Annotated in this window: 10 protein-coding genes; 5 read left to right on the top strand and 5 right to left on the bottom strand. The window is 70.8% G+C overall.

Annotated features, from left to right (window positions below; all coding sequences use genetic code 11):
- Positions 1–31 precede the first annotated feature (31 nt).
- Positions 32–316, top strand: a complete 285-nt coding sequence (locus AAC979_RS14805) for a DUF2312 domain-containing protein (protein ID WP_018387757.1) — start codon at positions 32–34, stop codon at positions 314–316.
- A gap of 81 nt (positions 317–397) precedes the next feature.
- Here the strand turns inward: AAC979_RS14805 and AAC979_RS14810 are convergent, their stop codons facing one another.
- Both AAC979_RS14810 and AAC979_RS14815 read right to left on the bottom strand, forming a co-directional pair.
- Positions 398–2,086: a DUF882 domain-containing protein gene (locus tag AAC979_RS14810; protein ID WP_371347634.1), complete on the bottom strand. Its 1,689-nt coding sequence runs from the start codon at positions 2,084–2,086 to the stop codon at positions 398–400.
- 236 nt (positions 2,087–2,322) lie between these two features.
- Positions 2,323–4,404, bottom strand: a complete 2,082-nt coding sequence (locus AAC979_RS14815) for a L,D-transpeptidase family protein (RefSeq protein WP_371347635.1) — start codon at positions 4,402–4,404, stop codon at positions 2,323–2,325.
- Between the two features lie 321 nt (positions 4,405–4,725).
- On the opposite strand from AAC979_RS14815, the gene purE reads away from it, so the two are divergent.
- The 3 genes from purE (at position 4,726) to AAC979_RS14830 (ending at position 7,491) form a co-directional block, all read left to right on the top strand.
- Positions 4,726–5,235 carry a 5-(carboxyamino)imidazole ribonucleotide mutase gene (gene purE / locus AAC979_RS14820; RefSeq protein ID WP_371347636.1) on the top strand — a complete coding sequence of 170 codons (510 nt, stop codon included), beginning with the start codon at positions 4,726–4,728 and terminating at the stop codon, positions 5,233–5,235.
- Complete coding sequence (locus tag AAC979_RS14825; RefSeq protein WP_371347637.1) at positions 5,232–6,326, top strand: 5-(carboxyamino)imidazole ribonucleotide synthase; 1,095 nt, start codon at positions 5,232–5,234, stop codon at positions 6,324–6,326. The genes purE and AAC979_RS14825 overlap by 4 nt, the downstream gene beginning before the upstream one ends.
- 157 nt (positions 6,327–6,483) lie before the next feature.
- Positions 6,484–7,491 carry a sulfite oxidase heme-binding subunit YedZ gene (locus AAC979_RS14830; protein ID WP_371347638.1) on the top strand — a complete coding sequence of 336 codons (1,008 nt, stop codon included), beginning with the start codon at positions 6,484–6,486 and terminating at the stop codon, positions 7,489–7,491.
- A gap of 3 nt (positions 7,492–7,494) precedes the next feature.
- Here AAC979_RS14830 and miaA read toward each other — a convergent pair whose 3' ends face one another.
- A complete protein-coding gene (miaA, locus tag AAC979_RS14835; protein ID WP_371347639.1) occupies positions 7,495–8,445 on the bottom strand; it encodes a tRNA (adenosine(37)-N6)-dimethylallyltransferase MiaA in 951 nt (316 codons plus the stop codon).
- Between the two features lie 50 nt (positions 8,446–8,495).
- Here miaA and serB point away from each other — a divergent pair, with 50 nt between their 5' ends.
- Complete coding sequence (gene serB, locus AAC979_RS14840; protein WP_371347640.1) at positions 8,496–9,389, top strand: phosphoserine phosphatase SerB; 894 nt, start codon at positions 8,496–8,498, stop codon at positions 9,387–9,389.
- Between the two features lie 6 nt (positions 9,390–9,395).
- Here the strand turns inward: serB and AAC979_RS14845 are convergent, their stop codons facing one another.
- Entirely contained in the window at positions 9,396–13,067 is a 3,672-nt protein-coding gene (locus AAC979_RS14845) for an AsmA family protein (protein WP_371347641.1), read from the bottom strand.
- A gap of 83 nt (positions 13,068–13,150) precedes the next feature.
- Complete coding sequence (locus AAC979_RS14850) at positions 13,151–14,563, bottom strand: FAD-binding oxidoreductase (RefSeq protein ID WP_371347642.1); 1,413 nt, start codon at positions 14,561–14,563, stop codon at positions 13,151–13,153.
- Positions 14,564–14,807: the final 244 nt, after the last annotated feature.

Here is a 14,807-nt window from a genome sequence, read left to right on the forward strand (position 1 = left end):
GCCGGGCCCTGCCCGCTGCCCCGGAGACACCATGTCCGATATTCCCAACGACCAGCCGCTATCCGATGCCGCCGCCGGCTTCGCCAAGGAACAGCTCAAATCCTTCATCGAACGCATCGAGCGACTTGAGGAAGAAAAGAAGACCATTGCCGACGACATCAAGGATGTCTTCGCCGAAGCCAAGGGAACCGGCTTCGACACCAAGGCGCTGCGCGAGATCCTGAAGATCCGCAAGCAGGATGCCGACCAGCGCGCCGAGCACGAGGCGATCGTCGACCTCTACATGCAGGCGCTGGGCATGCTCGGTGAAAGCTGAGCCGGGCAAAGGCGCACCGTCAGCAGAACCGACCGGGCGGCCACTGGCCGCCCGGTCCGTTTCTGGTGCCTCGGGGCACGATCAGAGCGGCTTCTTAAGCGATGACGGGCCGCTCATCATGGCCACGACCGGCACGGCGACGATGGCCTCGCCGGAGAACTGCTTCGTCGGCAGGCCGTGGGCGCCGTCGCGGCTGAACTGCGCGGCGACGATGCGCCGCGGCGGCACGACGAAGGCGGCGAAGCGACGCAGTTCCGGCAGGTGCATGGCGACCTCGCCGGAAACGCTGGGTCCGCTGAACAGCCGGCGGATTTCCGCCACCATGGCCTGCGAATGCGCCTGCGGCTTGCGCCCGGCCGTGGCCGGCGCCGTATGGGCTGCCCCCCCGCCGGACGGCACGCTACGGGCGAGCGGCGCGGCCGGTTCCGGCGCACGGCCCGGCTGCATGCGCGGCGCGACGAACACGCTGCCAGCGGCATCGGCATAAGCGAGCGCCGGGCCCTCGCCCTGGGTGCCGCGCACGATCACCTCCGGCAACCCGCCCACCTCGCTCGGGCGCGTGGCGTTCAGCGGGGTGCCGGTGACGGCGCTGGCGATCTGCCGGCTATTGGCGGCTTCCGGCGTGCCCGGCATCGGAATGGCGGCGGCGAGCGCGGCGAGTTCGGTCTGTGCGGGCGCGGGCGCCACAGCCGGACGCGGCGCGGGCGAGACGGCGGCGACGGCGCCGCGCGGCAGCGGATTGGGCTGGGGCAGAGGCACCGGACCGAGCGAGGCAACCTCGAACGGCGTAGCGGGAATGGCGGGCGCGGTCTCCGGCAGCGCCGGGCGCGGCGTCGGCGTGGGGATCGCGGCGGCGACCGCGACCGGGGCCGGCGCGGACGGGGCAGGAGCGGGAGCCGCTTCGGCCGGTCCGGTATCGGCCACGGCGGCCGGCGCGGCCTCTTCCTCGTCGTCGCCGTCCTTGCCGAACAGGCTGGCGAAAATGTTCTTGGCCGGCGCGCCCGCGCGCTTGGGATCATTGCCGCCGGAAAGCCCGGCAAAGGCGGCCCCGGCGCCGCCCGGCTCATTGCCGCGCGCTTCCACCGCCGCCAGCGCCTGCTGGTAGCCCGGCATCGGCTTGCCGTCGGCCGGCACATGCACGGTGCGGCCATCGGGGAAGACGCGGGCGAGTTCCGGCCGGCTCATGCGCGGCCAGTGGCGGATGCCGCCGGTGTCGAGATGCACGAAGGGCGAGCCGGAGGTCGGGTAGAAGCCGACGCCGCCACGCTGCAGCCGCAGGCCGGCCTCGCGGATCTTCGCCAGCGGCACGCCGGGAATGTAGAAATCCATCGCCCGCCCCTGCATGTGCAGGCTGGTCTGGGCGACGCCGCGCGAGCGCGAGCGCAGCATGGCGTTGGTCGCCGGGGAGCGGTAGCCGCCGATCACCTGGATCGGCTGAGTGGCGCCGACCTCGCGATAGACCTCCCAGACGATGTCGAACAGGCGCGGGTCCATATTGGTGGACTCCTTGCGCCGCCAGTCCTGCATCAGCACGTTGAGCTGCTTCAGCGCCGCCGGGTCGTAGCGGCCATTGCGCTTGAAAGTGATGGTGGCGCTTTCGCCGGAATGGACATGGTGAAAGCTGAGCGTGCGCGTGTCGCCATTGGCCACCGCATCCTGCAGCAGATCGGCGCCGCACAGCGTGGCGACGGCCGCGAGGAGAGCGGCCTTGGCCAGCTTGGACGAGCGGAGGGCGGCGATGATGCGCAACGGCGTGAACCCGATACTCAACGTTTCCTGGGACGGAGCGGGCAAGGCGCCCGTTCCGCGCATGGTGAACACAGTCTTCCCGGGTTTGGTTAAGAGGTCCTTACGACCTCAGCCCCCACGCTTCTTGTCTCCCGCACTAAAAAGTGACTGTGGCAAAAGAGTGCCAGATCGTCAAATTCGCGTGGGATTACCGCCCGGCCGCGCGTTTTGCGCTCGACCGTTCCCCTCTAGCCACAGACGCTGGTGCCAAGCTGCCATCAGCGCCGCAGGGCGGGCGTGCCGCGCTCAGCGAATTGGCGCGTCCCGTCGAGGCCCAGCCGCGCCTTGGTGGCGGCATTGATGCCGTAGAGGTCCTCGCGCGCCACCAATTGCCCCTCCGCATCGACAAAGCTGGTGAAATAGACGAGGTGGACGGGGAATTTGTTCTTCAGCGGCAGTGATTTCTCCGAGCCGCCGAGCAGGCGCGACAGGCGCGGCTGCGTCCAGCCCTCCTTCGGCAGGCCGAGGGCGAACAGCGCCTCGGCGAAGTCCATCGGCTCATGCACCCGCACGCAGCCATGGCTGAAGGCGCGGCGGTCGCGGGCGAACAGCGCCCGGCTCGGCGTGTCGTGCAGATAGACCGAATGCTTGTTGGGAAACATGAACTTCATGCGCCCCAGCGCGTTGCGTTCGCCCGGCTCCTGCCGGAACGAATAGCCCTGCGTGCCCCGGCGCCAGTCGACCATGCCGGGGTCGATCACCCGCCCATTGCGCACCACGTCGATGCCCTGCCGCTGCAGCGCATAGGGGTCGGCCTGCAGCTTGGGCAGCATCTCATTGCGCATGATGCTGGGCGGCACGTGCCAGGAGGGATTGAACACGACATACTGCATCGTCTCGTCGAGGATCGGCGTCGGCGTTTCCGGCTTGCCGACCACCACCCGCGTCTCGTGCACCGGGCTGCCATCCACGATGATGCGGACCATGAATTCGGGAATATTGACGATCACATAGGCGGGCGCCACCTCATGCGGCAGCCAGCGCCAGCGCTCCATATTGGCGATGATGTCCGGCACCGGATCGCCGCCCAGGTCGTTCAGCGCCGCCACCGTGCCGCGCCCGACAATGCCGTCCACGGCGAGCCCGGCCTGACGCTGGAAGTCCTCCACCGCCTGCTCCAGCGCCGCATCATAAGTCTCGCCCGCCGCGTGCCCACCGACGCCGAGCCGCGCGCGCAGCAGCGGCACGCGCGGATCGCTCTCGCCCGGCCGCAGCGACGGGCCCGGCGGGATCGGCGCGTGCGAGACGGACTGTTCGCGCGCCATCAGCGTCGCCAGCTTCTGCTTCAGCAGGGCATATTGCGGATATTGCGGAGCGAAGCCCGCCAGCACGGCGCGCGCCGCCGCCGCATCCGGCGCACCGGCGAGGCGCGCCAGCACATCGGCCGGCTCGGGCACGGTCGGATTGGGATCGACATCCTTGGAAAGCTTCTTCGGGTCGAACCGGCCGCTCTGCACATGCCGGGCATAGAGCAGCGCGGTGGCGGCGAGCCGCAGCTCCGCCTCGGCACGGGCCGCCGCATCGGCAGTCACGGGCAAAGGCGGCATCGCGTAATCGGCGGGTTCCAGCCCTTCCGACGCAGCGGCGGCGAACGTGTCGAGCGCCGCCTGGCCAAGCGGGGAGAGGCCGCCCTCCGCCGTGAAGACCGGCTGGAAGTTCCGCGCCGTATAGAAGGCGGCAAGCGCTTCGCGGTCCGCTGCCCGGGTGGAAAAGCCCGGCAATTGGCTGCCGATCAGCCCCGCCAATTCCGCGGAGACCAGAGACGGCGCCGCCTCGGCCGGAACGGAAGGCGCGGCGAGACTTGGCACTGGGGGCACTGACGTTCCCTCGCCAAGGCCCGGGGCGCCATCACCCACGCGCGGCGTCGCCGGCAGAGCCTCCGCCGGGCGGGAATCGGCTGCGTCGGGCAGCGGCAGGGCGGGGCCCGGCGCGGCCAGAGCGGCGCTGCGAGCAGGGCTGGGCCGTGCCGGATCGACCGCATCGAAAGGCGGCGCCTCAATTGCGATAGCCTCCAGCGCCGCCGCCGGCTCGCCCGGGCTCACGAGACTTGTCGCCGCCTGAATGCCGGCGGGTGTCGCGGCGGAGGTGGTGGCGACCGCCGGTGCTTCGCCGGTCCCCTGCCCGGCGCGGCCGAGCGAGATGACACTGTCGCTGGCCTGCTGCGCCTGCACGCTCAGCCCGGCGCCGCTCACTGTCGCCAGCAACAGGCCGGCCGAGGCCGCCAAAACGCGCCGCGCGGCTGTACCGCGTGCCGTGGCGCCCTTGTTTTCGACCGTATCAATAGCGCCGCGACCGGACATTGACTTCTCTCCGCCTGTTACCCACCGGGGTCGCCTGGCCGCGCCGGTCTCGTTGGGAATCGGCACCGATCAGAGCATAGCCCACACGGGGTTCAACTCACGAACACGGCAGGCGGATCCCGGGGGATTCTCTCGCCCGGCACTCTGCCCCGGCATGGTAAAGGCGGTGTTAAGCATGGCGCCTCGCGACGCTCCGCGCAGCGGCACGACCAGCCCCTGGGTCAGGCCGGTTAAGACGATGCCGCGTACCGTCATCTTCCCTTGCTCCCGCGCCCGCGATTCCTATAATCCGCGCCTTTCCTGAAAGGGGCGGACAGCAGAATGAGCGACCTGACGGCCGGAACGGCCGCCGACCATCGACCCGTCGCCATCATCATGGGCAGCCAGTCGGACTGGGAAACCATGCGCCATGCCGCCGAGACGCTGGACGCGCTCGGTGTCGGCCATGACTGCCGCATCGTCTCGGCCCATCGCACGCCGGACCGCATGTTCACCTTTGCCAAGGCCGCGAAGGCGGCCGGCACCAAGGTCATCATCGCCGGCGCCGGCGGTGCGGCGCATCTGCCGGGCATGGTCGCCTCGCTCACCACGCTGCCGGTGTTCGGCGTGCCGGTGGAATCGAAGGCGCTGTCGGGCGTCGACAGCCTCTATTCCATCGTGCAGATGCCGGCGGGCATTCCGGTCGGCACGCTCGCCATCGGCAAGGCCGGCGCCACCAATGCCGCTCTGCTCGCCGCCGCCGTGCTCGCCCTCACCGACGAGGCGCTGGCGACCCGGCTCGCGCAGTGGCGCGCCGCCCGCACCGCCGCCGTGACGGAGCGCCCGGAATGAGCGCGGAACCGAAGATTCTCTCGCCCGGCGACACGATCGGCATTCTCGGCGGCGGGCAATTGGCCCGCATGATCGCGCTGGCCGCCGCCCCGCTGGGGCTGAAGGCGCATATTTATGCCCCCGAGGAAGGCAGCCCGGCCTTCGATGTCGCGGGCACTCACACCCGCGCCGCCTATGACGATTTCGCCGCGCTGGAGCGCTTCGCCAAGGCGGTCGATGTCGTCACCTATGAATTCGAGAACGTGCCGGTCTACACCGCCGAATTTCTCTCCCGCCATGTGCCGGTGCATCCCGGCGCGCGGGCGCTCGGCATCACCCAGGACCGGCTGGAGGAAAAGACCTTCGTCTCCCGCCTCGGCATCGAGACGGCGCCCTTCGCCGCCGTGCAGGACGAGGCGGAGCTGGAAGCGGCTCTGGCCGAGATCGGCCGCCCGGCGGTGCTGAAGACCCGCCGCTTCGGCTATGACGGCAAGGGGCAGGTGATCATCCGCGAAGGCGACGATGCCACCGCGGCGTTCAAGGCGGTCGGCCGGCATCCCTCCATCCTCGAAGGCTTCGTGCCGTTCGAGCGTGAGGTCTCGGTGGTCGCCGCCCGCACCGAGGATGGCCGCTTCAAGGCCTATGAGGTGACGGAGAACGAGCACCGCCATCACATCCTGTTCCGCTCGACGGTTCCGGCCAACGTCACCCCGGCGGTGGACGCGGTGGCGCGCGAGATTGCCCGGCGCATCGGCGAGGCGCTCGGCTATGTCGGCGTGTTCGCGGTGGAGATGTTCCTCGTGGTGGTGGACGGGGCGCAGGGCGTCATCGTCAACGAAATCGCCCCGCGCGTGCACAATTCCGGCCACTGGACGCTGAATGGGGCGCTCACCAGCCAGTTCGAGCAGCATGTGCGTGCCATTGCCGGCTGGCCGCTCGGCGCGGTGGAGCGGCTGGGCCATGTCGAGATGACCAATCTCATCGGCGACGAGGCGGACGACTGGCGGGCGCTGCTGGACGAGCCGGGCGCGCATCTGCACCTCTACGGCAAGGCGGAAGCCCGCCCCGGCCGCAAGATGGGCCATGTGACGCGCATCTTCGAGGAGGAATAGCCGCAAGAGCGGTGGCCGGCGCCGCGATGCGGCGGGTTCGCGATTGCGGCCGCCGCGTCGGTGGCCCCTGCCTCACGTCATCGTGCGCGGCGCCGTTGAAATTTCGCCGTTGCCGCCGGCGTATAGGCAGGACCATCCTCCAGCCAGCGGATTGTTCATGGCCTTCCTGCGCGAGACTACCGGCCGTTTCAGCCCCGAGAAGATCGGCGCGCTGGCGATTGTGCTGCTGCCCTTTGGCCTGCTGCTGGCACAGATCCTCAGCGGCGGCTTCGCCACGTCCGAGCCGACCGGACTAGGTGGCGCCGGATTGGGGGGCGCCGGTTTGAGCGGCGGCGGGCCAGGGCTTGGCGGGCCGGGGCTTGGCGGGCCGGGGCTTGGCGGGCCGGGGCTTGGCGGGCCGGGGCTTGGCGGCGCTCTGGGCGGCGAGGCGGCGCTGGGTGCGCGTCCGCTGATCCAGGTCATCCATTTTGTCGGCGACTGGGCGATCCGGCTGCTGCTGCTCTCGCTCGCCGTCACCCCGGCGCGGCGCCTGTTCAACTGGCCGAAACTGCTGCTGACGCGCCGCACCCTTGGCCTCGGCGCCGCCGCGCTCATCGGCGTGCATCTTGCCGTCTATCTCGTCGATGTCGGCAGCCTCGCCACGGCGGCGAGCGAGATCGCGCTGCGCATCTATCTCACCATCGGCTTCATCGCCGTGCTCGCCTTCGCCGCGCTGTCCGCCACCTCCTGGGACGGGGCGATCCGCCGGCTCGGCGCCGCGCGGTGGAACCGGCTGCACCAGTTGGTCTATCCAGCGACCGCCCTCGCTCTCCTGCATTTCTTCATGCAGCAGAAGCTCGACGTAACCCAGCCGGTGCTGATGACCGGCCTGTTCGTCTGGCTGATGGGCTGGCGGGTGCTTCAGGCCTATGGGCGCGGCACCGGCTTTCTCAACCTCCTGGCGCTCGCCGCCGCCTCGGGCGTGCTCACCGCGCTGATCGAAGCCGGCTGGTACGCGGTCGCCACCGGAATCGACCCCGTCCGGGTGCTGCAGGCGAACCTGTCCTTTGCCTATGCCATCAGCCCGAGTTGGTGGGTGGCCGGCGCCGGCCTCGGCGTCGCGGTGCTGAGCGAGATCGTGCTGCGGCTGCGGCCGCTGCCCGCCCGGCGCCCGGCGCGGGCGTGAGGCTCAGAGCACCGCCTCGGCCAGCCAGGCGGCGGCGGCGTCCCCGGGCAGCGCTGTCCAGCCGCCAAGCTGGTGGCGGAACCAGGTGTCCTGCCGCTTGGCATAGTGCCGCGTGTCGAGAATGGCCCCCTCGATCGCCATCTCGCGCGTAATCTCGCCGGAAAAATAGCGCGCGAACCACGGCATGCCGTGCGCCTTCAGCAGCGGCCGGTCCGCCGGCAGGCCGCGCGCCAGCAGTGCCCGCGCCTCCTCAAGTGCACCCTCCGCCATCATGGCGTGGAACCGCTCGGCGATGCGCGCGCGCAGCGCTGTCCGGTCGGTGGCGAGGAACAGGCGCACGGCGCTGTCCGCGTCCAGCACCGGCGGCTCGGCCGGCGCCTGCTGCCAGCGTGCCAGCGGTCGGCCCGTCGCCTCGAATACTTCCAGCGCCCGCATCAGCCGCTGCGTGTCGGACGGGCGCAGCCGCGCCGCCGTCTCCGGGTCTACCGCCGCCAGCCGGGCGTGCAGCGCCGGCGCGTCGAGATCGAGCCCGCGCACCTGGGCGCGGACCGCGTCGGGAATGGGCGGAATCGGCGACAGCCCCTGCGTCAGCGCCTTGAAGTAAAGCCCGGTGCCGCCGGTAACGATCGGCAGCCGCCCCTCCCGCTCGGCCTCGCCCAGCGCCGCCCGCGCCTCCTCCAGCCAGTGCGCGACGGAATAGGCGGCGGCCGCGTCGACATGGCCGTAAAGGCGGTGCGGCACGCGCGCCTCCTCCTCCGGCGTCGGCCGGGCCGACAGAACCCGGAGGTCGCGATAGACCTGCATGGAATCGGCGTTGACGACGACCCCGCCCACCCGCTCCGCCAGAGCGAGCGCCAGCGCCGACTTGCCGCTCGCGGTCGGTCCTGCAATAAGCACGGCGCGCGGGCGTCCGGCTTTCGCGGTCACGCCCGCCTCGCTCTTTCCGCTTTCCATGCCGCCTTTTTGCCCGACGCCGGCCCGCCGGCAAGGTCCCAGTCGCTGCCATGACCGAATCCTCCTCGCATATCGCCGTTTTCATCGCCTCCCCGGCCGCCCCGGCGGTGGATAAGGCGTTGCTGGCCCGCGCCCGTGCGGCCCTGCCCGCGCCCGGCCCCACGCGCTGGCTGAACGCCGGTATCGCGGCGGAAATCGCCTGTGCGGGCGGCGCCGATATCGCGGCCCTGCGCGCGGCGGTGGACGGCGCACCGGTGGATGTGGCGGTGCTGCCGGCCGAAGGGCGGCGCAAGAGGCTGTTCCTCGCCGATATGGACTCGACCATGATCGGGCAGGAATGCATTGACGAGCTCGCCGACTTTGCCGGCATGAAGGCCCATGTCGCCGCCATCACCGAGCGCGCCATGCGCGGCGAGATCGCCTTCGAGCCGGCGCTGCGCGAACGTGTGGCGCTGCTGAAGGGCCTGCCGCTCGCGGTCGTCGACGAGGTCATCGCCGCGCGCATCCGCCTCACCCCGGGCGGCACCGAACTGGTGCGGACCATGAAGGCGCATGGCGCCCGCACGCTGCTCGTCTCCGGCGGCTTCACCCTGTTCACCGCGCGGGTGGCTGACATGATCGGCTTCGATGCCCATCGCGCCAATGTGCTGCTGTCGGACGGTGAGAGTTTCGCCGGGCTGGTGGAGGAACCGATCCTCGGCCGCGAGGCCAAGCTCGCCTCTCTGGTCGAATTTCGCGAGGCGCTCGGCCTGTCCCCCAGCGAAACGCTGGCGGTAGGCGATGGCGCGAATGATCTCGCCATGATCGGCGAGGCCGGGCTCGGCGTCGCCTATCACGCCAAGCCGGCCGTGGCAGCGGCGGCGCAGGTGCGGATCGACCATGGCGACCTCACCTCCCTGCTCTACCTGCAGGGCTATGCGGCCGAGCAATTCGTCACGGGCTGAGCCGCCTCACGGCGCGAGAGGCGGCAGCAGGATCGGGTTGCGCAGCGGATCGTTGGGAATGTCGACCGGCGGCAGCAATGGCGGCGCGGGGCTACCCGGAGCCGGCTCGCGCGGGGCGGAATTGGCGCCGTAGCCATAATAGGATTGCGGCGCCGCCGGCCGGGCGGCACTGGCGGGCGCCCGGGGGGTCTGCGTCGTGCGCGGCGCCACGGCGGGCGCGCCGGCGCGCGGCGCGGCCTGTGGCGTGGGGCGCCGCAGCGGCGCCGGGTCTGTCGCCTGCCCGCCATCGGTCAGCGGCGTGCGGCCATATTCCGCCTCCAGCCGCTTGGTCTCGCGCTCCAGCGCCCGCATGTTGATCGCGGTGCTGAGCGCGTTCAGGTCGAAGCGGCGCTCGGGGGCGGTCAGCGGGCCGCGCCACTGCACGGCCGCCGCCGGCGCGGCCGGCAGGCCGGCGCTGGCGACATCCTGTATCTCCAGCGTCGCCTCGAAGGTCAGGGCGGGAATGTCGAGCGCGCCACTCAGCCCGAAGCGCTGCTCGCCCAGCGCCAGGCGCGCGGCGCTGGTGCGGGCGACGCCATCCACCACGCTCACCGCGCTTTCCACCCGCGCCAGCTTCAGCGGCGCGCGCGCCAGCCCGTCGCTCAGCAGTTGCGCCAGGCGCTGCTGGTCCGGCGGCGCGCCGCGTTCTGTCGCCAGCATCACATATTGCAGCGCCTTGGGGTCGCTCTGGTCGATTTCCAGCCCGTCAATGGAGAGGCTCCCCAGCCCCTGCAGCGCACTCGCCAGCGCGAAGGGCGAATTGCCGCGCGCGGTGACATCGAGCGTCGCGCTCACCCGTCCGCGCAGCTTCGGCTGGGTCACGGCAAGCGCGGCGAACAGCGCGTTGCTGTCGGCATTGCCCAGCGCCAGCCGGCCGTCGAACAGCACCGCCGGGCCGCTGCGGGCGAGGTTGAACCTGCCCGAGAAGGTTCCGCCGGCGAGGTCGCCGGACACGCTTTCCACCGCCAGCCGGGCGTCGGCCAGTCGCGCCGCCACCTTGGCATCGCCCAGCACCAGCCCGCCGGGAAGGTCGAGCCGCGCCACCTTCAAGGTGAGATCGGCCGCGAATGTGCTGGCTGCCGGGCCAAAAGCGGCGCGCGACCAGCCCTCGCCCTCGGTCGTGTCGGCGGCCCCGACGACCACACCCAGCGCCCGGGCGAGGCTCATTTGCGGGGTGGCGAGTTCAGCCCGCACCGGCTCGCCGGGCGTATAGGCCAGCCGGCCGTCGAGCGTCTGCCCGGCCAGCGTGCCTGAGAGCGCGCCGATCCGCCATTCCTCGCCCTCGCGGCTGAGCGTGCCGGCGAAGCGCGCCGGCATCGCCCCCGCCTGGGGCGGGAGGCTCTTCAGCAGCGCCGCGAGGTCGGTGCCCTCCAGCGTCAGCGCCAGATCGGGCTCCAGCCGCCCGGCCGCGTCAAGCGCCGCCTTGCCTTCCGCCCGCAGCGTCGTGCCGGCCAGGGTCAGAGCGGCAGCGACCTCCCCGCCGAGGTCGAGCGTGAAGCGGGCCGGGCCGAGCGCCGGCCGCAGGCCCGGCACACCAATGCCGGAAAGCACTGCGCTGCCGTCCTGCGCGTCCAGCGCAACGCGACCGCTGAGCGTGCCATCGGCGGCGATTCCTACCTGGCCGCTGCCGGACAGGCCGCCGAGCCGACCGCCGGCATCGACATGGGTGCGCCCGTCCTGCGACACCAGCGCGAGGGTGAGATCGACAGGGGCGAGGTTCGCCTGCGCGGCGGCGAGGAAGGGTTCGAGGCGGGTCAGGCCAAAGGCGTTCGCCAGCCCCGGCAGCCCGTCGGCCCGCCGGCCGGTAAGCGTGGCGGTGAAGCGCGCATCGCCGGCGCTGTCGCCTCCGAAAGCGGCCAGCCGCCCGGCGCCGGTGAGGTTGAGGCCGGCGAAATCCTCAATGGCGAGGCGCTCGACCGCGAGGCCGTCGGCGCCGCCCTTGAGAATGAGGTCGAGGCTGCGGGCGCTGGCGCCCGCCAGATGCACCTGCCGACCCCCGATGCTGAGATTGAGATCGGTAGACCCCAGCCCAAGCGCCACCAGCCGCCGCATCGGTGGCAGCAGCGTGTCGACATCGACATCGGAAGTGGTCAGCACCGCGTCGACGCGCCCGCGCCCGTTCGCTGTCGGCAGCGTATAGGCGGCGGTGCCGGCGAAACGGCTGTCGCCGGCGGAAAGCTGGAGCTTGTCGAGGGCGAAGCCGGTGGCGCTGACGCTGAGGTCGCCGGCGAGGCGGGCCGCCCCGGCGGGCAGGCTCGCCACCAGCGCGCTCGCCTGCGGCACCGCCCAGGCCGCGAAACCGGGCAGGTCCTGCGCTTCCAGCACGCCGCTGCCACCGAAGAGGGCGGCAGTGGGATCATTGGTCCCGGTGACGCGCGGCAGCGTGCCGGAGAGGGCAATCCGCGCCCCGCCGGGCAGCCGTGCCTCCAGCGTGCGGGCGCGCCAGCCGCCGGGCGACCAGTCGAGCCCGGCCTTGACCTCGCGCGCCGCCGCGCCGGCGAGCAGCACCGTATCGGCTGAGAGATCGAGCGACCCGACGGTGGCGAGATCGGCCAGCGGCACCAGCAGGCGCGCCAGCGCATCGGTGGCCGCCAGCGGCGTCGCCCCGCCGGTCAGCGCGCCGAGATCGAGCTGGCGCGCTGCCAGCGTCAGGTCGAGCCGCGACACGGCATTGCCGGGCCCGGCACCCACGAGGTGAGCCGTGCCGGACAGCGCCACCGGCCGCTCGGCGGCATCGAGCGTCAGGCTGAGATCGGAGGCGGCAATCGCCTGCGGGGTGGCCTCGACCTTCGCCGACAGGCTCCACGCCTTGAGAAGGTCGGCACCGGCGCCGGGTGTCGCCGCGGCGCTGGCGGGGGGTGCGGCGCGCACCAGCGCCGCCCGGCCGCGAAAACTCGGCGCGCCGCCGGCAAGGCTCAAAACGCCATCCGCATCGACGCTCAGCGGCGAGCCGACATTCTGCGCGCCGAGCCGCAGCTTGGCGGTGCCGTCCGCGGCGAAGGCGGCGAGGGTGAGGCGCACCCGGCGGCGCATGCCGGCCGCATCGGCCTCCCCCTCCAGCCTCACCGGTCCCATCATCCCCCCGATCGAACCGGAAAGCTCGACCGATTCCAGCTTGAAAGCCCGCTCATTGGCCCGGTCCAGCAGCTCGAAACTGCCCCCGACCACGGCGATCTCCGCCACACTGAACCCCACCGGGCGGACGGCACCTGTAGGTAGCGAAACTTTCCCTGAATTATCAATCACTAAGCGGGCGCGCGGACGCAGCAGCGTGACCTTGTCCGCGACAATGTCGCCGCGCATCAACGCACCAAGATCAAGCCGTCCCGACAATTCTGCTGCCGAAAGCGAGGTCCCGCCCTCGTCGAGACCAATGGATACATCGCGCAAGATGACGCGCGGCGTGGGAAGAATCTGCGCGTCGATCGGCCCACGAATAACCACCGGCGCCCCAAGAGTACGAGCCGCCTGCGCCTCGAATACTGAACGCCACTGCGACCAGTCAACGACCAATGGGGCTGCGAAGGCCGCGGCGACGGCCAGGATGATCGCGCCAGCAATCGTCAACAGCAGGTTCTGCACGCATTCCTCCGGCCTTACGGCCCCAGCGCCCCGCCCCCTCGGCGGATGCCTGACCACCCTACGCTAGTTTGTTGATATTTTTCGCATTCCCGGCCTCGGGCGCAAGGCGCGTTTTGATGCGGGCAGCCCTCCCCGGACGCTCAGGGAAGGATCTTGCCCGGATTCATGATGTTCTGCGGGTCGAGTGCCTGCTTGATCGCCCGCATCGCGTCCAGCGTCGCGCCGCCATGCTCGGCCTCCATATAGCCCCGCTTGCCCTGCCCGACGCCATGCTCCCCCGTAGCGGTGCCGCCCATGGCGAGCGCGCGCTTGATCATGCGGGCGATAAAATCCTTTGCTTTCGCAACATCTTGCGGGTCGTTCATATCGACCAGCGTGACGGTGTGGAAATTGCCGTCGCCGACATGACCGACGATCGGCGCCACCATGCCCATCTCCTCGATGTCGCGTTTCGTCTCGTCGACGCAGTCGGCGAGGCGGGAGAGGGGCACGCAGACATCGGTAGCGAGGGCTTTTGCGCCGGGTTTGAGCGGCAGGCAGGCCCAATAGGCATCATGCCGCGCCTGCCACAGCCGCGTGCGCTCCTCCGGCCGCGTCGTCCAGCGGAATCCGCTGCCGCCATACTCCGCGGCGATCTCGCTAAACCGTTGGCTTTGCTCGTGAACACTCGCCTCCGTGCCGTGGAACTCCACGAACAGCGTCGGCTGCTCCGCGAGGTCGAGCCTGGAATAGGCGTTACAGGCCCTGACCTGCACCTCGTCGAGCAGTTCGATGCGTGCGATGGGAACGCCAGTCTGGACAGTGAGGATGACTGCATCGCACGCGGCACGAATGGTGGGGAAAGCGCAGACCCCGCCCGAAATCGCCTCGGGAATGCCGGCGAGCCGCAGCGTCAGGCTGGTGATGATGCCGAGCGTGCCCTCCGCGCCGACGAACAGGCGGGTGAGATCATAGCCGGCGGAGGACTTCTTCGCCCGCCGCGCGGTGGTGATTACCTCGCCATTGGCGAGCACGGCGGTCAGCGCGATGACATTGTCCTTCATCGTGCCGTAGCGCACCGCATTGGTGCCGGAGGCGCGCGTGGACGCCATGCCGCCGAGCGACGCATCGGCGCCGGGATCAATGGGGAAGAACAGGCCGGCATCGCGCAGATGCTCGTTGAGCTGCTTGCGCGTCACCCCCGGCTCGACCACGCAGTCGAGATCCTCGGGGTGGACCGACAGCACCCGGTTCATGCGCGACAGGTCGATGGAGATGCCGCCCTGCGGCGCATTGATCTGCCCTTCCAGCGATGAGCCGGTGCCGAAGGCGATGACCGGGACGCCATGGCGGGCACAGGCGCGCACCACCTGCTGTACTTCCTCGGTGCTCTCGACGAACACGACCGCATCAGGCGCCTCATTGGCGAGCCAGGTAACCGTGTTGGCGTGCTGTTCGCGGATCGCCCGGCCGGTCGCCAGCCGCTCTCCGAAATGGGGCGCCAGAGCCGCAATCACCTCGGCCACCGGGGCGGCTCCCTGTCCTGCAGGACGCTCCGCGATGCTGGTTTCCATCCTGCCCTCCCGAGGCATTCTTTTACGTTCCGCGCGGCGCCGGGGCCGGCGGTTCGACTACCGCATACACCCTATCCGCCCGGCCCGCGACCGGGGCCGCCGCGTGCTGCCCCGCAAAAAGCACCACGAAACCCCGCCGCCGCAAGAATTCAGTCATTCAATTGCCATCACGGCAGGTGACGACTGCATGGAAAGTCGGCACAATGCTTGTCAATAAGGCAGCGCGGTACCTCGCGCGCAGGGT

The organism is Ancylobacter sp. IITR112 (assembly GCF_041415945.1).
In the GTDB taxonomy this organism is placed as follows: Bacteria; Pseudomonadota; Alphaproteobacteria; order Rhizobiales; family Xanthobacteraceae; genus Ancylobacter.